This is a genomic window from Paenibacillus piscarius, from assembly GCF_022234545.1.
Taxonomy (GTDB): Bacteria; Bacillota; Bacilli; order Paenibacillales; family Paenibacillaceae; genus Paenibacillus_AQ; species Paenibacillus_AQ piscarius.
In genome coordinates this window covers 100,472-123,039 of the sequence record NZ_JAIEUI010000009.1, presented here as the reverse complement: position 1 = coordinate 123,039, position 22,568 = coordinate 100,472, and the positions used below count along the sequence as shown (strand labels likewise).

Genomic DNA, 22,568 nt, shown 5'->3' with positions numbered 1-22,568 from the left:
ACAGAGCCGATTATTCCTAAATCTAGTGTACAAAGTACATTAGATTCTTCTTTCCTGTAACTGACCTTCGTAGCTCCTCACACTTTTTGCCGCACGCATGGCCATTGTAATCGGTTTTCCGACTACATTCGGACCACGCCCCCCGCGCCAGCACATTGTAATCGGTTTTTCGATTACATTCCGTCCGTACACCCCGCGCCAGCCAATTGTGATCGGTTTTCCGATTACATTCGGATCACGCCCTCCGCGCCAGCCAATTGTAATCGGTTTTCCAACTACATTCGCTCCGCGCATTTCCGCCCCAGCACATCGCACAATCACATAGTTACTTTTAACTTCCCATGCCAAAAAGGGCAGATGCTATAGGCGCTCTGCCTAGCCATCTGCCCTTATACATAACCTGTCCTAATCTGAAGCCCGGCTTACCGCCCGGGCTTCACTCCCCGTCCGCCTCCGGACTTGCCGGAGCGGACGGCTCCGCGCTGGGGGCCGCTGTAGCTGTGGCTTCCGGGGCGGGGCCCGGATCAGCCTCCAGCTTCAGCGAATAGCCGCCGGCGGTGATCATATCGCCCGCCGCCAGCTTCGCACCAGGCGCAAGCTCCACCGTCACTTCGTACGGACGTGCCGGTGCGGTTGCGCCTGCGGCTCCCGCCGCTGCCGGAGACGCGGCGGCCTCGCCGTTCACGCCGCCGTCTGCTCCGGCGCCGGCCTTACCATCAGCGCCGTCAGCTCCTCCGGCGTCTGCATCACTACCCGCGCCGTCATCCCCTCCGGCGCCCGGCTCAACCAGGCAACGGCTCACCATTGCCTGGACCTTGTACGTGTCCGTCTCGCCGTCGCCGGACACCACAGCGATCTCCGCCGGCTTGAAGGCGGAGCAATCCGCCGCAGCGGCAAAGCTGTACAACAGCTTGACGCTGCTGCCCTTGCCTTCACTGCCGCTGCCCTCACCAGCACCGCTGCTGCCCTGGCCTCCACTGCTGTTACCCTCACCAGCGCCGCTGCCCTTGCCTTCGCCAGCATCACTGCCGCCGCTATTTCCAGCGTTGCCGCCTTGGCCTGTACCGCCGCCGCTGTCACCAGCACCGTTGCTGCCCTGGCCTGCATCACTGCCTTTGCCAGCGTCGCCATTACCTTCACCTGCGCTGCCGCCCTTGTCTGCATCACCATTGTCAACACCGGCAGAACCGCCATCAGCACCTGCACCGTCAGCACCTACAACCCCGCTGATCAGCCGCACCGACACCGGCGCCGCCTCTCCGGCTACGCCCGGGAGCGGGCTGGGGCTGGCCGCCGGCGCAGCGGTGTCCCCGCGTCCGCCAAGCTGACTGATCAGGATCATGCCTGTAATCAGGAGGACAACCAGGACGCCGCCGGAGATCAGGATCTGAAATCGGCTGCGGCTGACCCACCGCGCCAGCGGCGAAGCCAGCTGGGCGCGGGCTTCATTGTAGACATTTTGCATGGCTGGGCTGGCTGTCTCCAGGTAATTTTTGCGGAATTCGCGGTTCTTGAAGGCTTCGCGGTCGCTCTTCAGGAAGTACCTCAGCACCGCCCGCTTGTAATTCGGCCACAGCTTCTTGCCGGAGCTGGCGAACAGCCAGCTATGCTGCGACCAGTCCAGGAACCGGTAGATCAGCTCCTTGTCATTGCCGGCCTTGCGGACCACCAGGTCCAGCAGCGAATCATAGTCCAGCGGCCCGCCCTCACGCTCACTGCTGTGATAGAAGGCCAGCGGCAGCCGGTCGAACGGCTCCAGGCTGCGGGATTCTCTCAGCCAGCGCGCTCCCAGCAGCTGCACATCGTCCAGCTCCCGTGGGCTCAGCCCGGCAAAAATCTCCTCATCCGGCCCCTCCTCCCCGAACCAACGGTACGCAGCGCGCAGGGCATTCGCCTTGCGCTTCGCAATGGCATCCAGCGGCGGCTGCCAGTCCGAGGCGTCGCGGTAACGCAGGAAGGAAATCTCCAATAGCTGCTCCATCGACAGCTCGTCCAGCGAGAGACGGTTCAGCAGGAAGCGGTCCGCCGTGGTGCCCAGCTCCTGCATCAGCGACAAGGCATCCGGGTGGACGCCGCCGCCTCTGCGGCGCTGCTTCTCGGCCTCCTGGACCGCATCATGAATAGCAGCAACTGCTGTTACCGGATCAGGCTCCTGCCGCAGCTTCTCCAGCAGATAATCCTTCAGCGTATCCCGCACCGTCCCCTGCTCCAGCACCTCGGGCAGGCTGCGGCCGAAATGGGCCACCATACGCAGCAGATCCGCCGTTCCCGTTGCCGCTGCCAGCCGGGACTCCAGATACGGGTCGAACAACGCGCGGCGGAAGAGGGTCTGGGGCAGCACTCTTTTGAAGAAGGCTTCACTTAAGGCGGGCTCGCTCTCCAGAATGCCATACGCCGCAGCCAGCACATCCTCCCGGCCCCCGGACTGGCAGTTCAGCATCCCGTTAATGAAGTAATCGATGATCTTCACCCGGTAATGATGGCCCGGCAGAACGAAATACTCCTTGAACTGCTCCAGAATCTCCGGCGACGGAACACCCCGCTTGCGGATCAGGTCATATTCGCGGTCGAACCGCTCCAGGAACATATCATTCAGCCGCACCCGCGAGTCCAGCTTCCCCTCCGGCTTCAGATAGGACAGCAGACCGGCGAGTACAGCGTTTTTATTCTCCGTATACAATTCTTCATTGCCCTGCTCAATCTCATAAAAGACGGCCAGCTCATTATAGACAGCCAGCGACAGCTTGCGCTCCGTGCTCTCCCCGAGCAGCAGGGAGTCGGCAAACCTGGCGAAATCCCGGAGACTCCCGCCCGGCTGGCCCAGCGTCTTCCAGACGAGATCAGCATACATCTGCTGCGATCCGCCAAAGTCGGCATTCAGCACCCGCTTATTCGCCATGTCGAAGAGGTAATCCTTCTCGATATTCCGGTCTCCCGGACGCAGCGAGCCCTTCTCTACAAAAGTCAGATGAATATACTTCCGGCTCTGCGGCTCCTTCGCATAAGTGATCACTCCCAGCCTGCGGCGGAAGTCATACGGCAACGAGGCGTAGATGACCTCCGTCAGCTCAACCGCACGCTGCGACAACTCACTGACTGGCACATCGAGGGCCACGTAGAGCTTCTTTTTGCCGCCTACGGACAGCATCACTGCCTGCACCAGCGCCTTGAACAGCTCCTCTGTGAACCCCAGGCGGCGAAGCACAGTCATCGGTTCTGCAGACGCTTCACGTTCTTCCACCGGGATGGACTCCAGCTCAGGCAATGTGCCGCCCGGCTCGCCTTCATACTGATGCGCGAATCCGGCATGGAGCCAGTCCCCATACTTCTCGACAATCTCCTCCGAGCGGATGGGCGGCACCACGAAATTATGGGCAAAAAAAGCGCTCCGCTGTCCCGTAAAATCCGCCGCCACATACCGGCTCTGCCCGATCACGGTCTCGTTGCTCTCTGTATGGAACAGATGCAGCGCCGCAGGATACAGCGCCTCCTCCTTCTCGCCTCGTGCCGCAAGCTCAGCCGGGGCATCGTAGAGGCAGAAGGGATGCAGAATTTTTTTGACAAAATTGTTGTCGAGACTCTCCGATTTCGCTACCGTATCGAATCCCTCTGTCGCCCGGTACACGCCGCGCCGCGCACGGGTATACATCTGCTGGGTGATCATGGACCCTGAGAATCTGTTCACGGCCCGTCGCTCCCCTCAATATAGTTCAGCTTGTAGAGCAGCCAGATGAACGGCTCATCTACCCGGATCGGACTAACCACGCCCTCGATCCGCTGATTGACCGGATTGCTGCCCAGCGCGGACACTGCGAAGTAAGCGGTCTTCTCAAAATACACATCCATCGTATCCTTGAACGGACGGTCCACCTTCTCGATGAAGCGGCGGATTTCGCCGTCGATGTTGTGGAATTCATCCAGATTGAGCGTTTTGCGGTGCACGTAGTTGTTGAACACATTGCTGTTCGACTTAATGTAATCGCCATCCTCATCCTTGAGGGAGTGGAGCATATCGCTTTTGGCCAGGACGACAGCGGTTGGAATCTCGGTCTTGCTCTTCTCCTGGTAGGCGATGAAGTCGCCGAACATGGTCAGCACCACATCACGCGGCTCATCATACTGCGACACCCACTCGCCCGGACTGTCTCCGAGATTGAGGCGGATTTTCTCGCGGACCGAACGGATCTGCAGCGGATCGACCATGAACAGAATCCCTGCCGAGTTCTTGATATGCTGGCCGTGCAGCCCCAGATAATCCTGATCGACCATACCCTCACCGGCGACATCGAAGAATACCAGCGTCAGCGGAGGCTTGGACTCATCCTTGAAGATGAATTGGAAAATAAACGGCTCCTGCATCCGCTCCTTCTGCGTCGATGCCAAGAGATCGCCCCGCTCGAACAGCGGCTCCTCGTACAGCGTGCGGAACTTGCGGCTAATCTCGGCATTCAGCGGCATACAGGCCGCATCGAAATGCCCTGCCGTCGTGTGCTGAAGCGTATGGATCAATGAGGTCATGTATACGGATTTGCCCACCTGGGAAGCACCGATAATCGAGATAATATTGCTTGGCACCTTGCCCGCTGTTACCGGAAGCTCGTTGTGGCAGGAGGGACAGAGCCGTCTGCGGGTCATTACACCATAGCGGTCGGTGATGCCGGTCAGCACATGGTCTGTGTAATGATGATACTCCTCCGGGATATCCGCCGGCTTCAGAATCGCTTCCATATCGTCCACGGTATCGAGGCCGAAGCGTTCACGATACTTATTGAGCAGGTCATCCTCGCCGAGCGCATAATTCTCGTCATCCTCCCGGCTGTGCATGGCCCGGAACACCACCTCATCCGGCTCAAAGCGCGAGAAGCAATACGGGCAGACAATATCGTAATACAGCGGCCTCGCTGCCGGCTGATTCTTCTTCATGAAACGGCTAAAAAAAGACATCTCTCATCCTCCTAAAAGCTTGGTCAGCGCCGCCCGTTGAGGGACAGCCTGCAAAACGGACATCTGCGGGCTATGACAGCCCTGCCAGTCCAGGTTCCGCTCCCGCTCACTCCGGGACCAGCTCATAATACAGCCCATACTTGCGGCCGTCTGTCAGGAATATACGGATAAAATCGTCCTTCCCGACCTCAATCGGCGGCAGCTGGTTGCGCCCGGGGGCGAAGTCCTGAACGAACGGGTAGCGTGTGCCGTCCTCTTTGGAGGACGGATGGCTGTCGCGTTTTTTGACGTAGCAGAGCACGTCCTTCGGTACCGGCACCTCAGCCGTGATGGTCATTTGCACAGTTTTCAGCTTGCTGAACAGGCCTTTTTTGTGCTGGATGGAATAGTAGATCCGCGCTTTGCCTGCGCTGACGAGCACGCGGTTGCTGCCATCCGGCTGACGGACCAGCAGCGTCTCCCCGTCTCCACTAAGCCGCGCATAGATGGTATAAGCCACCATCCCGATCTCATCGAGCCGGTCACGGAATCCGTTAGCGGCCTTGTACTCTTCCCGCGTGTAGAGCTTCATGCCGGAAGAGGGAAGGTCCCCGTCCTCCGGCGTCTCCGCAGCGGTTTTGTGAATATATACCGCCTGCACGCCCTCCGGCCAGCGCCACCGCAGGGTGCAAAACCGGTCCTCCACTCTGGATACAATTCCAGTAATCACCGGTGTGGAGGCGTCAACCTCGGCGTATTTCATGGCAACCTGCCCCCTTCCTTATCCCGGCATCTCATTCAGAACCCCTTACTGCCGCGGTTCCGGCGGGGCGAACGGAAGCTATCCGCAGAGGATGCAGCAGCCCCGGAGGCTCTGCCCCTGCGCGTCAGGCGTCCTTCCCCTACAGGCACTACGTATGTGAACAAGCTGATAATCGCCGCAAGCACGAGCAGCGCCAGCAGCCGGGTCATCGGATCCCAGACTGTATCCCCGTTTAGTCCATATTCCAGAATAAGTCCTGCGCCAAGGCCCGATACTGCACCTCCGATACTGAAGCCGCGCGCCAGATGCCGGTTATCAAACACAATACCCAGCCCCAGACCCAGTGCCGTCCCCAGCAGCGTCAATGCGAGAATACGCACCACCGCATAATAAGGACTGTCCGCGGTCTCGTCACTGCGTTCAGTTAGCAGACTCCGGTCACCCAGACGGTCATAGATCTGCTGGAAGACCTCTCCCAGCCGGTTGGCATCGGCCACATCGTAATACTGCCCGCCGGTCCGGCCTGCAATATCCTGGAGCAGATTAGCGCCGGACGGATCATCGAGGGCAAGCCCGATCGTATTCACTTTTATGCCCCGCTGCACATAGTCTGTCAGCTCCGTAGCGGCATTGAACTGGCTGACCCCGTCCGACAAAAGAATCACCATCGCCCCGCGGTCCGCGCCGTCTTCATCAATCACCTTCATCGCCTCGGACAGTGCGCCGCTGATATTCGTTCCGCCTTCGGTGGTCTTCAGGCTGGTGATGACCTCCATGACCTTGTCGCGGTTCCCTGCCTTGGAGAGCGGGATCAGCGGCTGAACTACAGCAGCCTCATTGCTGAAGGTGACTACGGCCACCTTGTTGTCTTTTTTGAGCTGGCTGACCAGATTCTTGGCCGCCTCGTAGCGCCGGTCCGACGGATCGCTCTGCATCATGCTGCCGGAATCGTCGATCACCATGACAACATTCTTCACCGGCTTGATCCCGCCAAAATTCAGCTCGTACACAAATTCAGTCAGCGTACCCACGCCAAATAGCAGCACGACCATCAGCGGGAACATTCTCCACGAGGTGCCGAGGTAGCGCAGCTTCCAGGACTGCCCGTTCAGCTTGGGCGAGATCGTCTCCGCCACCAGCGCGCCGATTCCGACACATAAAGCCACGATGGCGAAATAAATGCCGACCAGCACCATCTGGGGCAGATCATACGGCCTGCGGTCCAGCAGCAGCTCGCCGAGCACAAAAGCTACGCCGCCGCCCAGCAGGCTGAACAGCAGCAGGAGCAGGTTGATTTTTCGCTGCATTGCACTTCATCCTTTCCGGGAAAAGCTTGATCATCACATGCTTCCCCATTCCATTCTATTGCAATTCGTGCAGCGGAATGAATGAGAATTGTCCTACAAACTCTATTTGCGTGGAGCTGCACCCAGGTCCGGGACCGGGAGCATGGGTGATATTCATGGGTATTATAGTGAATCCTCCGAAGTCCGGCAGCCCCATGCTCATGATGAAATCAGGTGCACTAATGCTCCTAACTTGCTGCCCCTTCATTCCGCCAGTCAGCCCGCTTCCGCCAGCACCAGAGGGATTTATCCCTCTCATTCCGCCATCCGGCCCGTTTCCGCCAGCACCAAAGGGATTTATCCCCTTCATTCCGCCAATCTGCCCGCTTCCGCCAGCACCAGAGGGATTTATCCCTCTCTTTCCGCCAATCTTCCCGCTTCCGCCAGCACCAGAGGGATTTATCCCCTTCATTCCACCATCTATCCCACTTCCAGCAGCATCCACTCAGCCGCCGAGCTCGCGCAGACTATTGATACTGCGTTCTATAGCGGCCTTGCCAGATACATTAGTCTGTCACAACTAGTCTCAGTCTGTCACAGCACAGCCCGCCACTTATCTCATCTCCGGCAGCTGCTCCTCATCGAGACCGTGCAGCTGGTAGCCGTTGCCGGCGTAGGTCTCGTAATAGACCTTGCCGTTGCGGTAATAGAGCAGGTCTTCGAGGTGGAAGCCGCCCATCAGGTTCAGCTTCTCTACGCCGCTGCGGCGCTGCTCGTGCACGAAGCCCAGCCGGTAGATGCGCGTGGTCTCATCAGCGCTGAAGGCGTAGCGCAGGAATTCGGAGGAGCTGTCGCCGAAGAAATACTTCTCTTCGTGGCGGTGCTCCTGCGTGTATTCGAACAGGCGGACATTCATCGCCGCCTCTTCCTCCAGCCTCCGGTAGAGCTGCTTGAACAGCTCCTCCTTGGAGACGATGTCCCGGTTCTCGTAAGCGGCGGCGACATTGGCCCGCCGCAGCAGCTCCTCCTCGAACGGCAGCGTGAATGGCGCGGCCGTCAGCACCTCCCGGCGGCAGAGCTCAATCAGCCGCTCGGCTACCGCCTCGCTGCCTTGGAGCAGCAGCTCGGAGAGGCTGCCCAGGAAGCGTTCGCTGAAGAAGATTCCCGCCCCGCGCCGGTTCTCAATGTCTTTCATGACCTCATCCGTCACCGTGCGGTAATACTCCATGATGTTCTGGTCCACCGTCTCCTTGCTGCGGCCGATGCTGACCAGAGCCACGCTCTGGAGCTCCTCCTCCAGCGCTTCCATCTTCGCCACCTTGGCCTTGCTGTCCGCATGGAGCTGCTCCAGCGCGGCTTCATAGCGGAGGCAGAGCTTAAGCTCGCTCTCCAGCAGCAGAAGCTCATATTTCCGGCCGTAGACGGCCTCGAACATGTAATGAATGAAGTTGCGCACCGTCCGCTTATCCAGCAGCGGCACCCGCTGGAACGGCTGGCGCTCCACGCTCTCCGCGTAGAGCCGCTCCAGCTCCTCCCGGGCGGAGAGCAGCGCGGAGCGCAGCACGCCCATATGCTGGCGCAGCGCCTCCAGGACGCTGCCGCCATCCCCGGCCTTCCCGCTGGTCCATTCGGCCAGCTGGTAAAAGGTCACCGGAGCCGCCGCCTGCTCCCCGGCGGCAAGCATCCCTGCCCACTCCCGGGCAGGGTCAAAACCTGCGGCCCGCCGGGCCGCCACTTCCGCAAAGTTACTGCGGAAGTAAGCGTCCGCCCCGTCCCCGAACAGCAGCTCCTCGGCTTCGCGCAGCGACAGCATCCGGAGCTGCGAGTAGGACGGGCGTCCGTGGCTCATCAGCCCGGTCATCTCCGCGAGACCGGACGCCTCCGGGAGCAGCTCTTCCGCGCGGGCGCGCAGGGAATCGGCTCCCAGGCCGAACAGCGCCTGCCGCTCCTTCAGGCTGCGCGGCTGCCCGGCCTGCAGTCTGCCTGCCAGGTAATGCAGGGCATGATAGAGCACCGCCAGCGCGATCTGCCGGTTCGGCCTGCGCACCGCCGAGAACCCGGCGGAGGCGTAGCCTTGTCTGCCCGTGCTGCCCCGGATGCCGCTTTTGAACGTCATATTATTGTAGCCGCCGTGGCCGGAGGCCTGATCGGCGTCAGGCCGGACCCGGTTCTTCAGCAGGCTGATGTGGGCAATAATCTCATAATTGTCGTCCATACCGTGGACAGACATCAGCCCGCGCTCATTTTTGTCTGAGAGCAGGTAGACCAGATCGAACAGCGGAGCAGGCCCGTGGGCCACGGGGATGGACAACCCCTCCTCCGTCACCAGCAGCGGAGCGTTCAAAGCATAATCTGCCCCCTGCATCCCGTCCAGCTCACGCAGAAAAGCCAGCCCGACCGAGCTGGAATACCCGAAGTTATCCCCCTGCTCACGTTCGTTGATCAGCGCATACAGATCGGTCTGCACCGACTTGAACGACTGGCTGAGAATGGCGCGGGCCAGCAGCACGACCTCCGGCAGCAGCACATTCAGCGGATCATCAACCCGCGTAACAATACTCAGATGAATCACATCAAAAGACGAGTACAGCCGCCCGTAATCCGCGATGCTGTTGCTTAAGTGGCGCAGGGTCCGGTTCATTCCGGCCAGGTAGGAGCTGTCCTCATGAAATTCGCGGTACAGCTCCTGCCGGACGGTACGGGGATCACGCCCCGCCGTATCCGGCAGGGCCATGTGCATCACGCGTTCATGGATGCTGCTGTTTCCGCTGCCGATCCGCCCCGTGACCCCCTCCTTCTCCTGCATGCTGCCGCTGCCGCTGGGAGCGCCGGCATGCAGCGCCATGACGCCGCCGGCATTGTCCCACTTCCGCTCACAGCGCGCAAGCACTGGGCCGATGGCCGGAGTCACCTTGTCGCCCAGGAACAGGAACAGCGCGGGGTAATGGATGCTGCTGCGTCCATCCCCCTTGTGATGCTGCGCTTCCTCCTCAGCGGCGTACTGCTCCGCATAGTGAATTGCCTGGTCTCTGATCATAGGCTTACTTCAGCTTTCTGCGGATGCTGCCGAGCTTGCCGGTCAGGCTCTTGTAGAAGCCGTACATTTCATCCCCGTTGGCATGCTCGACCCGCTCATATTCCAGGCTGTCTCGCGCCTCCAGGAACGAGACATACATCCCTTCCAGCTTATACAGCAGCGGAGTTACATCCTCAGCCGCCGTCATCTCTCCGGCCCGGCGCGCGGCCTTGCGCAGCAGCACACTGCGGCTCTTCTCATCGAGCGCACGGAAGTGGCGGTAGACGGCATACTCCACATAGCTGCGTTCCTTCATCAGATTCGCGAACGGCTCCCAGGCATCCTCATCCTCGTCGCGGTCGTAGACGTAGAGCGCGCCTTTTTTGGTAATCGTATCGGTGTACAGCGCCTCAATGAACTGGTCCAGCCACTTGTCTTCATCCAGATGCTGGTGCACCAGCGCCTCCAGCTCCTTGGACTTGGCTGCCAGCGCATCGTATTTCGCCAGCTCCTCGCGGACACGGGCAATCAGCTGCGGGGAACGGATCAGATTCTCCTGGGCCAGCTCCAGATTGATGCTGCCGAAGATGTCCTTCACGCCCTCGCGTTCAAGACCGTTGTTAATCAGCACCTTGAGCTCCTCCGCCGCCTTGCGCACTTCACCCAGATTAGGGCGCGGCGCGTCCAGCTGCAGATCATAACCGCCCAGCAATTTATCAAGGTCAAACGGCTTCGTGAACACCACCGAGAAGCGGCTGCTCGTATTCTCATCAGCACCTTTTTCCAGAATGACACCCGCTGCAAGCGCCCGGGCGAAGTCTGCCCGCACTCTGGCATTGTACTCACGGACCCGCGAATTCATGTAGGTATCGCCCCACGACTTCTCCGGGATCGGCGACGGCAGATACGTCCAGTTGTCCTTGTCGGTCATCACCAGATGGCGGCCGATGCCTTCCTTATCGAGAATGGTCCGCTCATAGTTCTCCTCATACACCCTCAGCGGCGTGTAGACAAACAGCGGCACCCCGTTACGTGTATTCAGCCAGAAAATCCGGTTCTTAACCTCGCTCTCCTTGATCGTGAACTGCGATTTGCCCAGCGCATTATTCTGATAATTGCGGATACCCTTCAGAATGCCCGGCGCCTTCACCGGTACAGAGACAAAGCCCCATGACGGGAAGTGCAGACTGCCCGAGCTGTTGCTGAGATGGAAAATCGGCACCGCATCCTCATCCAGACGTCCGGCAATAATCCGCTCCACGAACTTATCCAGCGGCTCCTCGCGCCCGTATTTCATCACCAGGAAGTCCTCCATCGAACGGGTAATAAGATCCCCGAACTTGTCGCTGAGGAATTCGGAAATGGAGCGGACGATATCAATCTCCTGCTCCTTGACCCAGCGTCCGGAATGCTTCAGCATCTCGCGCGTGAAGTCACGGATGAGATCATCGCCGTCCTTCTGGTCCATGATTTTGGAGATGGTCGCCGAGATATCCGGCACGTTGACGATATTCCAGTAGTAGGTTTTGTTGCCTTTATGGTCAGCCTGCTCCTCGCCATTGATCAGAATGTCGCCGTTCTTCTCGAAGATCGAGCTGAGCGCGGTCAGAATCTCAGTGAATACACCGTAGATCCGGCTGTTCTCTTCATTCAGCAGCTCGTACAGATCCTCGTAGAACTGGATCATCTGCTCGGTGCGCTCGACATCGGCGTGCAGCCAGTATTCGTTGATTTTGGCCTCAATGTAGGCATTCTTCTTCTTCTCCTTGGAGACAAAAGCACTCCGCGCATCGCCCAGCTTATCCTCTGCACTCTCCTGTGCGGTCTCAATATCACGCGGCAGGCGCAGAAGGCTCTCGCGCAGCGCTTCAATATAAGACTGGATGAGCTTCAGGATGCAGAAGCCCTTCTCGGTATACAGCAGCCGCGACACATAGAACGGCCCCTGCTCAGGATGCAGGAAGATACGCTCCAGCTCCTCGCCGAATTGTCTGGTAATCTCGCCGGGAAGCTGCTTCTTCGCCTTGATATATTCCTCGCGGGCCCGGGCCAGGAAGTTCTGCTCCAGCTCCGTATCCATGCTGACCACCTGGTTCTTGACCACGTTAGCATGGCTGAGGCGCTCGCTGTTCTGGTAGCCCGGCAGCGGCTCCGGCACACGGGACTCAAACGTCTTGATCATCGTATCAAGATCGATGCCGAGCTTGCGCGCCATCTTCTCCACATCCTCCTGCCCGGGGGCGTGGTGGAACATCTTGTCCATTTTGTCGAAGAGCCGGTAAGCCAGATAAGTCGTCATTTCTTCAATCGGCAGCACGGCCGAGGACGCCCCGATGATGTTGTATTCATAATTCGCAGGGTAGGTCTTGTTCATCTGCGCGATGTTGGTGCGGATGTTGCTGATATAGTCATGGATGGCGAATTCCTCGCCGGAGGCCTTCTCCTCGCTGGCCATGAAGTTCGTAATATTCTCCGCCGTCACGTTCATGCAGTAATCATAGGCATTCTCCAGCAGCTTGCCTTCGGTGTTGGTCGCGGAGATGAGATGGCAGAGATTGAACGGCGGCAGCGGCGAGTTGACGTTCAGAATATTACCGTACTGCTGGCGGAACCGCTCGCCCCGGCTGTCGACATTCATCCAATAATCCAGCTCTTTGAGCGCGGCATAGCCGTTCTTGCGGATATACTCACGGGTATGCTCGCTGAGGCTCTTGTTCGCCAGATTCACATCCGGGGTGAACAGATAGCCGAGTGTATTCACGCGGTCAATGCCCGCTGCGCCATAGTCGCGTTCAATAATACCGCGCACGATGTAGGAGATATCGAGGAAGGTTCCGCTGCCCGTTCCGCCGGACAGTCCGGTGAGCAGGAAGACCATCAGCTTCTTGCTGGTGCCGACAGACAGCGTCTTGATCTTCTTATCAATCGCCGCTACGACCTGGTTGATCTTCGTGAACAGCAGCAGACGTCCGGCCTGGCGCACCCCGGCGGCTCCGTTCATGCCGTCGGTGATGCTCAGCTCAGGCGACAGCCAGCTGGTAATGTACGGTTCAAGGATGCTGCGGTTCTGCAGCAGTCCGCCGATCTCAGCATTGGCCAGCAGCACGAATTCATTCTGCGGGTCGAGGCCGATGCCTTTGTATTTTTTGCCGCGGTCCTGTTCGTTGGTCTCGAAGGCCAGGAATTCCACGTTGTCGGGCTTATCGCGCTTCTTCTTGGACAACGGGTCCTCCGGCAGCTTGAAGCGGCGGTTAATCTGGTATTTGAGCCGCAGCAGGGCATCGATCCCCGTGCCGCCCAGCCCGATAATCAGTATCGGGTTGTCGATGGTATCCACTCTGATCTTGTCGCTGACGATCCCTCCGCCCAGCGATACATCCAGTTGCTGAATATGTTCTCTTACTACCGGTTTCATAGGTTCTCCCCCAAATATTCGTGATAGCATACACGTTCCGAATCCCTGCACTGGGCTCGCCCGGAAGCATACACCTAGTCCGTTGTCAGATCAAATATTCCAATAGAACTGTCTTGTCTACCGTCTGCAGGGAGACCGATACGCGGTCACCGCTCTTCATCTCCAGGCCCCGCGACGTATCGGCGGCCCGGCCTGAGCGCTCTACAGTGATGCCTTCGCCGCTGCGCAGCAGCAGGCGGTCATTGGTTCCCGGCGTGAAGACCAGCTTCTCGCTCTCCTTCAGCTCCGGAGCCAGCTGAAGCAGCTGGTGAAGTGTGAATTTGCCGCGGAAGCCGGAGAGCTTCTTGTACTGCGGATAGGTTTTCTCCCCGGTGTTGTTGTCCAGCACCTCTACCACCATCTGTCCGACGAATCCGCGGTTCGCCTTCCGCCGGAGCAGCAGGAATGCAGCAATTGCAGCCAGCAGCAGCACAGCGCCGCCGATTATATAGTAGAGAGTGGCTGATGACTTCTCATCCGCTGCCGGTTCTTCACCTGCCGACGGCGGGGCGGTCGCTACCGTTCCCGTCTTGGCGTTGATGGTCAGCTCATCGCTCTCGCGGTAGAAGCTGCTCTCCTCAGCCCGGACCTTCAGCTTATATTCATGACTGTCTTGGATCTCAAAAGTGCCCTTAAACGCAGCACCCGAATTGTCCAGCGGAATCTCCTGCACCTGGCCGGTATCGGCATCGGTCGCCAGCAGCACCGCCTTCATCTCCTGATACAGGCTGCCCTCCGTTACCTCCGCTCCGTTGCTGTACAGATGGGAGGAGATCTCAACCTTGTCACCTTTGCCGTAAGACTTGGCTGGCAGGGCATCCAGCTTCAGCTCCAGATCGTAGTTGAACACCAGATTAATGTCGATTTTATCCTTCGGCACGCCCTTGACCTGGAGCTTCCAGTCCCCCTGCTCCGGCGCGAGCAGCTTAATTAGAGTGTAGGTGGACGACTTCGACAGCAGCACCTTATCCGAGGGAATGGCGACTTCCTTGCCGGAAGGATCGCTCAGCTTCGCCGTCACCGGCTTCGAGGACATGATGGAGATGTTCGCTTCCAGCACGCTGCTGTTCGGCACATTCACCGTTACGTCCTGAAAGTCACCGTTCGCCGTAATCGACGGCACCGGCACCACCTTCAGCTTCAAGTGGCTGGCAAAAATCTCGCTCAGAATCTGCGGCAGATCATCGGCGGAATTGGTCGTGAACGCTTTGCCGCCTGTCTCGCTGGACAGCCCGGCCAGAATGTTCTTGTTCAGCTTGCCGTCGGCATTCAGCCCGATGGTGTAGACGGGATAACCTTTCTGCTTCGCCGCTTCCACCGCCGCCTTCAATTCCTGATCGGAATCGGACTGCTTGCGGCCGCTGGCTTCGTTGAGGTCATTATTGCCGTCTGCCAGCATCACGATCATCGGCTCATGGGAAGGATCACTGCCGTTCTCCAGCACCTTCACCGCTTCCTTCATGCCGATTGCGAGATCGGTATAGGGGCCGCGGCTCAGCCCGTCGATGAAGTCCTTCAGGTCCTTCTTGTCGCCTGCGGACTGGATGCTCAGCAGCGCCTTCTCGCGCTCTACCTTGTCCGTATAGGCCACTATGCCTACCTTGTCGCCTTGGGTGGACAGCATATCGATGAACATCTTCATCGCTTCGTTGGCAATCTTGTTCTTGTCGCTCTTGTTCATGGAGTTGCTGACATCAATCAGCAGCACAGCATCGATGTGTGAGGGCGCAGCGGAAGCAGCGCCGGCTCTTCCCGCACCGAACGGGGATACCGTGAGGCACAGGGCCAGCAGCAGCATCGGCAATAAGCGCAGCATTCTATTCTTGGCTGTTCTGAAATTACGTTCTGTCCGAAGCATAAATAGGGCTCCTCTTGTGTAGAATTCGGCGGATATGGCTGAACCGGAAGCATAGCTAAATTCTGCCATTAACATGCCATTATGATATAATTAAACCTTGTAAACTTCAACATTGTGCCCGCCGGACCGGCACTTCGTCTGTAGGCATCACCTTCATGAGGCGAACGTACTATTGTTAAGTATACGCTGTGTTGCTGAATATTTGATTAAAAGACCGTAACCTGCCCGGAAAGGAAGAGTTCCATGATTACATACGCCATACTGGGGATAACGTTTCTCTATTGCGTGATTCAGATCCTCTTGTACGCTTCACGCCAGCGGAAGCCGCTGACCCGAGAGGATATCGATGAGCGGCTGCTCGCTGCACTGAACGGAGGGGACACTCCGCGTGAATAAGAAGAAGCCTGTTGTCTTCCGGCCGTTCAAGGCTCCGCGCTACGCCTTCGGGAAGCTCCGCATCTGCCGCCGCTGCCGCCATTATACGGCACTTGGCGAGGAACGCTGTTCCCGCTGCGGGAAGGGGACTCTGCAGCCGGTGGAGAAGTATGCGGCGGCTGTAGCCGGGCGCAAGATGCAGACCCGGCTGCTGCTGATTCTCCTGCTGACCCTGGCCGGCATCTATCTGGGGCAGAATCTGCAGCAGATGGTGTTCTGCGGCGCAGGCGGCCTCCTGTTAGCCGGACTAGTCTACTATACGCAGCGGAAGGTCCGGCAGAACGAGAATCTGTATGCGCTGAATGAACTGCTTGGCCGGAATATCCATAATATCAAGGCAGATCTGGAGCTGAACCGCCAGGAGGCGGTATCGGTCCTCCGCGAGAATGATGTGCTTGCTTACGAGAAGCTGCGCGAGATCTCCGTGCTGCTGCGCGGCGACCGGATCGCCCGCCAGCGGGTTGCCCTGCTGCACGGCTTCCAGCTGCGCAAGGATATGGACCTGGAGATGGAGCAGCTCCTGCTGAAGGACTTCGAGCCGCTGCTCGCCGAATACATCGGCGAGATCGCCAGAGTCCGGCCCGATCTGATCAAAGACCGCACGCTCCGCTATATCAAGAATCATGAGGTGCAGATTCTGGAGATGGATAATGGGCTGACCATACTCACTGCCGTTGCGGGGGCTGCCGTGCGCATGAAGCGTTACGCGCTGCTCTACTCCGGCCTCATCGGCAGATATGTGACCGAGCTGCCCAAGGACCGCTTCCAGCGCTTATCCAGACTGATCGCTGCCAGCCCTTATGAGCCATGGAACGGCCTGGATGCCAGGGTTGCGGAGGTCCGTGAGCTGAAGTACCGCTGGGACCCTGAAGTGTAAGGATGGGAGCGGCTGCCAGTCCTATCCTTATATATAAATAAAGGGGCTATAATATATGACGATCATCCGGGCATTTACCCTGCGGAATATTATGATCATTCTGTGTATCTTCATGCTGATCCTGATTGGGGATAAGGCGCTGGGGATACGCAGCAAGATTCAGGATGTCAGAGAAGCGGGCCGGCTGTACGCTGCAGGTGAGCTGATCGCCGCCGAGAGCCGCTACCGGCTGGCGGCGGACAATACCGCCATTCAGTACAAGGAAGAAGAGATTGCCTCAAGACTTACCGAGCTGGCCCCGATCACCGAGATCCGCAGCAGTCTGCAGCGGATCTCCTTAAGGCTGGATGACCAGCTTACCATCAAGGATTTCCCGGGATATATGGAGAGCTACGCCTCCCTGCTCAGCTTGAAGAGCAAATATATGACACCGGGCGGGCCCTATGAGGTCTATTATCGCCAGCTCTCGGCGGATTCAGGCCTGTCCGATAAGATGACTGCGGGATTCAGACAGTTCAAGGATGAGTTTCTGGCCGGACTCGCCGCCGGGACTTCCAAGGGGGCGGATTCAGGGGCCGCCGGCGACAGTGCGGACAGTCTAAAATGGAGCCTGCTGCAGATTCCGGCAGACTATTATGGCGGGGCGGCAGCCAAGGAGGAATTGCTGGCTGCACGGTTTGAGGCCCATGACACCGCCAGACTGAAGGCTCTGGCCGCGGCCGGAAGCTTCGGGCCTATGCTGGACAGCGCCTTATCTATGGAAGAAGCTTACCGGAGCCACAGTTATACGGCACCGTGGATCAAGAAGCAGGTTCAGGCGAGCGCCCTGCTCATGCTGAACAAAGATCTGGACGGCGAATATACCGCCGCCTTCGCCGGACATGCCGCCGCTTACCGCAGCTATGCCGCGTCTGCAGGCATCCGCTCCTCCAAGGCGCTGAAGCTGATCGACACCAGCATCGCCCGGCTGCTCCGCGAGGGCCAGCGCCATGTGCGCGGCGGCCGGTATGCCGAAGCGCTGAAGCTCTATGCAGAGCTGGCTCCGGTGCAGGATACCTCGGCGGAGACCGCAGCTGCAACGCTGGCCTGGAATACGGCCGAGCCGGTACGGCTGCTGCCGGGCGGCGAAGTGCAGGGCAGCTACACGCTGACGGCCGCCGTCACCGGGCGCTACGGGGCCAAGGTCGCCATAGCTGGAATTGACACCGGCGGCAGGCTGGTCTACGCCGCGCTGAGCGAGGACGGCACAGTCTCCACGCAGACCGGCGAAGTAGTGCCGGAGGCGGCAGGGCTGAGTAGTCTGGCCTTTGACGAGCCGCTGTCCGCCTACTCCGGGGTTCCCGTAGTTGTGGCCTCAGGCAGCCGGCCGGATGGGCGCATGGCCTTCACCGGCTACGCCATCCGGCCGGAAGGTATTGCATTGCTGCTAAGCTTCAGCGGCAGTGGCTATGAGCTTATGGCAGAGGACGGCTCCATCCGCGTTGCGGATACTGATCTGGCCGATGGGGCAGAGGGCCGGACGGCGATTTTCCGCCTGGTGAATGGAAGCTATGAATTCGCGGAGCTCTACCAGGAGGCCATCACCTACACCCCGATTGATCCGGTGCAGCTTGAGCTTCATATCAACGAGAAGGTGATGTTCTCCTGCGAGATTATCATCGACTCCGCTGGAAGGACTATCGCGCGCGCGAATGGCCGTGATCTGCTGCTCCAGGGCGAGGTGCCTCTAATTACCGGACCTGCCGCAGTCAGCGGCCAGTTCGAGAATGGATACGGTGAGGTGGAGACGGAGCTTGGAGTGCAGACTGCACCTGTGTTTGTAGTCGATTCGGCCCAGAGCTTGAGTCTTACGCCGCCTTGATGGGCGGAGTGTGGAGATGTGTGGCGTGGGTGGAGTGATCTGCGGAGTGATGGCGAACAAGTCGATGCTCCGCGGACTGAGAGGACCCTATTTGCTCAATAAGACCAACTTTTCTGCCCGCCGCGGACTGTGAGGCCGTTAAAAGGTGCAGTGACGCTGAAAATGTGACGATACAGGTTAGTTAAGAGCCTCTGAGTCCGGATTGGTTGCCGGAATGGCGCAATCGGGTGAAATAACGGCCCTCCAGTCCGCGTGGACCAGCGGACCAAAAACGCAACACCTTAAACGCAACACAAAAACGCAACACCAAAACACAACACCAAAACACAACACCAAAACACAACACCAAAACACAACACCAAAACACAACACCAAAACACAACACCAAAACACAACACCAAAACACAACACCAAAACGCAAGAGCCACACGGTACGGATACCGCTTGACTCTTGCGTTTTCATTTGGCGCGTGGAATGTGTCCCCGCACAAATGGGGGTGTAACTCACGAACGGTCGCTCTTGGCGGCCACCTTACGCCCCTTCTTGCGGCTGAACAGCCGGAGATACCGCTTCCGGGCAGACAGCACCTCGGCCGATGCGCTCAGCGTCTCCTTCACCTCGCCGAGCACCGCCTGAGTCTCCTTTACCGACTGCTTCATCCGCCCAAGCTCCGACTTCACCCCGTCACTCCGCTGCTTCGCCGACTCCACCGTCTCCTGCATATTCGCTTTAAGCTCATCGACCGGAGCCTTCAGTCCATCGACGGATTGCTTCACCCCGTCCAGCGACTGCTTCAGCCCATCGATGCTGCTCTTGAATTCCTTCAGCGGATTACCCATATCGTCGTTCCCTCCTAAGCTCTCTTTCTCTATATTACCCAGAATGGAGGGGGCGGGATTCAGCTCACCGGAAACTCTACTCAATTACGGCAGATGCAGACGCTCCGTGCCTTTGCGCTTGCTGCTGTGCCGGAAGGAATACAGCGGCCAGACAGAAGACAGGCCGACTGCCGCTGCACAGGCTACGAACACTGCCACATAGCTTCCGTTCGGCTTGTTCCCGCCGCCAATCATCAGGCCGCCCGCTGCCGTTCCGAACATCATCCCGATGTTGCGGGACAGCGCCAGCACACTGCTGACCCGGCCAAGCTGCTGCTTCGGCGCCAGCCCCATCACAATGCTTGTGTTAGGTGAAGTAATCATCCCCATGGCGCAGCCAAGCAACACCACCGGCAGCACCATCACACCTGTCCTCAGCATAGGAGAGCCAAGGCCCAGCGCCAGCAGCGTGACACTCATCAGCAGCAGGCCGGCGGTCAGAATACCAACCGGGCCTTTGCGGTCCGCGATGCTCCCGCCGACAGGGGCGGTTACCACCAGCGCCAGCGGATAGCCGATCATAATCATGCCCACCCACGCAGGCTCGGCACCGGATAAGCGCAGCAGTGAGGGCAAGGCCAGTTGGGCGGCAAAAGCGGCCATATACGTTATAACTGTAATCACAATACCTGCGGCAAAGCTCCGGTCCGTGAACAAGCTGAAGCCGTTATCCGCGCCTGGGCTCTTCCTCTGGCTGAATCGGGCATATCCTGTATACCCCGCCGCCAGCCCGACCGAGACCGCGAGCAGCAGCAGTACGGGCACAGACAGGAACGAGGAGCGGCTGCCGAGATCGACGGCAATCATCAGCGAAGTGAGACAGGCCGCCATCCAGGCTGCGCCGGCCAGATTCATCCGGCCTCCGGCAGTCTCTGTATCCCGCGGAATCAGCCGGTGTGCGAGCACAGCTACTGCCACCGCAACAACGGCCAGCAGCCAGAAGTTGCTCTCCCAGGCAAACCACTGGATCAGAAAGCCGCCTAAGGCCGGGCCTGCCATCGACCCCGCAGCCACGAAGGTGCTCATCAGCCCCAGCGCCCGGCCCCGCTGCTCCGCCGGAAAAAGCGAGACGATCAGGGCCATATTAGTCGCCTGATACATGGCGGCTCCCGCCCCCTGCAAGACTCTGAAGCCCAGCAGCATCGCTTCATTCGGAGCCAGCGCACATCCCAGAGCCCCTGCCGCGAAGGCAAACAGCCCCAGATTATGCACCTTGCGGCGGCCGAACCTGTCCCCCAGCCTGCCCATTACAGGCAGCAGCACCGAAATAACCAGCAGATAGATACTGACCACCCACTGTGCAGAGGCTACAGGAATCTGCAGATCCGCCGAAATATCCACCAGCGAGATATTGAACATCCCGGCGGACAGATTGGACAGGAAGGCCCCGAGACAAATGACCACTTTGACCGCCGTGAGAGTCACAGCCCGTTGCGCTGACGGCACCGTGAGGCTCATAACAACTGCTGGAGCACGGGCCGGTTCCAGGTCTTCCAGCCTTCCTCAATCTCTGCAGCCGAAGCAACCACGCCGAAGTACCCTCTCATATTCTCCAGCGTCATCTCATGCGCCGCCCGCGAATAGGAGGCACAGGCGTCCTGAACCATCACCACCTGATAATCCAGCATGAAGCCGTCCCTTGCGGTCGACTCCACGCACACATTGGTGCTTACCCCAGTCATAATCAGGGTTTCGATCCGCAGCGAGCGCAGCACAGAATCCAGCCGGGTATTAATAAAAGCACTGTACCGGTGCTTATTCACAATAATCTCCTCAGGAAGCGGGGACACCTCGTAGAATTCAGCTCCCCAGCTTCCCCGGCGGCAGACGCCCAGCGAGCCGCGTCCGGAGCGGGAGGTCCAGACTTGGGAATCCGTCGCTTTTTCATGAAAGGTTTGGATGTAAATGATCGGAACTCCCTGCGTCCGGGCCGCCGTAATCAATCCGTGCAGATGGGCCATCATCTCCCGCACAGCAGACACATCCTGCCCTCCTGAAGCCAGCGCGCCTTCCTCATGGCAATAATCATTCTGAACATCTACTATAATAAGAGCCGTTTTATCGGGCATAATCAGATCGGCAGTTAACTCCATGTTCGTCACCTCTTTAGTTTTTGAAGACCTGTGGTGCTCTGCTTACTTTGCTGCTGCTTTATTGACAAACTGCATATCGACCAGCTCATCATAGGTATACTCGCCTTTGTAAATTCCGGTCTTGATCATCACATCCATATCCTTATCCAGCGCCTCCTGCGAGATCACACCATCCGGGCTCCAGAGCTGGTCCTCATACGCCCGGTCAAGCGCCGCCTGGGCAGCATCATCGGAGAGTGTAGGGAATTCCGCCTTCAGGACACGCATCGCCAGCGCTTTATCCTCCTGGATCACCTTCAGCGCCTTGACGACCGCATTCACCGCCTTCTGTACCGTTTCAGGGTCCTTCTCCAGGGTGGACTTCTTCACGCTCAGCACCGAGTAGGCATAGTCACCCAGATCATGGAACTTGTAAAAAGGTTCGTCCCACACCCCCTTGCTCATCCCGTCACTGATCTGCGGCTCCGCGCCGTTCGCAATATCGGCCGCCCCCTGCTGGACCATCGCCACCACCGTAGAGCCGTCAGCCGGCTCCAGCAGCCGCACATCCTTTTGCGGATCAAGCCCCAGCTCCAGCAGCAGATACTGGGTCAGCAGGTTTGGCGTTCCGCCATGCCGTCCGGCATTCAATTTCTTGCCCTTCAGGAAGGCGGCCAATTCTTCATCTGAGCTGCCTGCCGGAGCAGTCCCTTTTTTGGCCATCAGATAGACGTTCGCCCGGTTAACTACATTGCTGACCGAGACGATCGGGTCGGAATTGCCGATATTCGCCAGGGCATTGGACTCCGGCCCGCCAATGACGGCCCAGGCATCCCCGCTGACCACCGAGGTGACATGCGTGCCGCCCGCTGCCTGAAGCATCTCCACCTCAAGCCCCTCCTCGGCAAAATACCCCTCACGCTGCGCCACGTACAGCGGCAGATAACCTGTATAATGCAGCGGCTCGGCGATAACCAGCTTCTTCAGCTTCTCCGCGCCGTTCCCGGCAGCGGCTGCTTCCACTTCGGCATTGCCTTTGCCGCCGCAGCCGGACAGCAGAATTACAGAGGCCAGCAGGACGGCCGACAGCTTTATTTTCGTAACATTCATCATTGGCTTCTCTCCTCTATCTTGTTGACATGAT

The 22,568-nt window shown here is 58.8% G+C and carries 14 protein-coding genes; 3 read left to right on the top strand and 11 right to left on the bottom strand.

The window, feature by feature from the left end; translation table 11 throughout:
* Positions 1–436: 436 nt before the first annotated feature.
* The 7 genes from K1558_RS16260 to K1558_RS16230 all read right to left on the bottom strand — a co-directional run bounded on the left by K1558_RS16260 (position 437) and on the right by K1558_RS16230 (position 15,300).
* On the bottom strand, positions 437–3,685 hold the full coding sequence (locus K1558_RS16260; RefSeq protein ID WP_238652664.1) for a GAP1-N2 domain-containing protein: 3,249 nt from the start codon (positions 3,683–3,685) through the stop codon (positions 437–439).
* Positions 3,682–4,944 carry a hypothetical protein gene (locus K1558_RS16255; protein WP_238652663.1) on the bottom strand — a complete coding sequence of 421 codons (1,263 nt, stop codon included), beginning with the start codon at positions 4,942–4,944 and terminating at the stop codon, positions 3,682–3,684. Before K1558_RS16255 ends, K1558_RS16260 begins: the two co-directional genes overlap by 4 nt.
* 106 nt (positions 4,945–5,050) lie before the next feature.
* Entirely contained in the window at positions 5,051–5,686 is a 636-nt protein-coding gene (locus K1558_RS16250; protein ID WP_238652662.1) for a beta-mannanase, read from the bottom strand.
* Positions 5,687–5,721: 35 nt separating this feature from the next.
* Positions 5,722–6,993 (bottom strand): vWA domain-containing protein, encoded by a 1,272-nt coding sequence (locus K1558_RS16245; protein WP_238652661.1) that lies wholly within the window; start codon positions 6,991–6,993, stop codon positions 5,722–5,724.
* Positions 6,994–7,585: 592 nt separating this feature from the next.
* A complete protein-coding gene (locus K1558_RS16240) occupies positions 7,586–10,009 on the bottom strand; it encodes a tubulin-like doman-containing protein (protein WP_238652660.1) in 2,424 nt (807 codons plus the stop codon).
* A gap of 4 nt (positions 10,010–10,013) precedes the next feature.
* Positions 10,014–13,403, bottom strand: a complete 3,390-nt coding sequence (locus K1558_RS16235) for a tubulin-like doman-containing protein (protein ID WP_238652659.1) — start codon at positions 13,401–13,403, stop codon at positions 10,014–10,016.
* Positions 13,404–13,488: 85 nt separating this feature from the next.
* Positions 13,489–15,300: a vWA domain-containing protein gene (locus K1558_RS16230; protein WP_238652658.1), complete on the bottom strand. Its 1,812-nt coding sequence runs from the start codon at positions 15,298–15,300 to the stop codon at positions 13,489–13,491.
* Between the two features lie 243 nt (positions 15,301–15,543).
* Here K1558_RS16230 and K1558_RS16225 point away from each other — a divergent pair, with 243 nt between their 5' ends.
* Genes K1558_RS16225 through K1558_RS16215 form a run of 3 tightly spaced genes read left to right on the top strand, consistent with a single transcriptional unit; the run spans position 15,544 to position 18,473 of the window.
* Positions 15,544–15,696 carry a hypothetical protein gene (locus K1558_RS16225; protein WP_238652657.1) on the top strand — a complete coding sequence of 51 codons (153 nt, stop codon included), beginning with the start codon at positions 15,544–15,546 and terminating at the stop codon, positions 15,694–15,696.
* On the top strand, positions 15,689–16,612 hold the full coding sequence (locus K1558_RS16220; protein ID WP_238652656.1) for a hypothetical protein: 924 nt from the start codon (positions 15,689–15,691) through the stop codon (positions 16,610–16,612). Before K1558_RS16225 ends, K1558_RS16220 begins: the two co-directional genes overlap by 8 nt.
* Before the next feature lie 55 nt (positions 16,613–16,667).
* Positions 16,668–18,473: a hypothetical protein gene (locus K1558_RS16215; protein WP_238652655.1), complete on the top strand. Its 1,806-nt coding sequence runs from the start codon at positions 16,668–16,670 to the stop codon at positions 18,471–18,473.
* 504 nt (positions 18,474–18,977) lie between these two features.
* Here the strand turns inward: K1558_RS16215 and K1558_RS16210 are convergent.
* The 4 genes from K1558_RS16210 to K1558_RS16195 all read right to left on the bottom strand — a co-directional run bounded on the left by K1558_RS16210 (position 18,978) and on the right by K1558_RS16195 (position 22,534).
* Complete coding sequence (locus K1558_RS16210) at positions 18,978–19,313, bottom strand: DUF6468 domain-containing protein (RefSeq protein WP_238652654.1); 336 nt, start codon at positions 19,311–19,313, stop codon at positions 18,978–18,980.
* Between the two features lie 84 nt (positions 19,314–19,397).
* Positions 19,398–20,798: an MFS transporter gene (locus K1558_RS16205; protein ID WP_238652653.1), complete on the bottom strand. Its 1,401-nt coding sequence runs from the start codon at positions 20,796–20,798 to the stop codon at positions 19,398–19,400.
* A gap of 8 nt (positions 20,799–20,806) precedes the next feature.
* The gene (locus K1558_RS16200; protein ID WP_238652652.1) at positions 20,807–21,445 is read right to left on the bottom strand and encodes a cysteine hydrolase family protein; all 639 of its coding nucleotides are present in this window, start codon (positions 21,443–21,445) and stop codon (positions 20,807–20,809) included.
* Between the two features lie 42 nt (positions 21,446–21,487).
* Positions 21,488–22,534, bottom strand: a complete 1,047-nt coding sequence (locus K1558_RS16195) for an ABC transporter substrate-binding protein (RefSeq protein ID WP_238652798.1) — start codon at positions 22,532–22,534, stop codon at positions 21,488–21,490.
* Between the last annotated feature and the right edge of the window lie 34 nt (positions 22,535–22,568).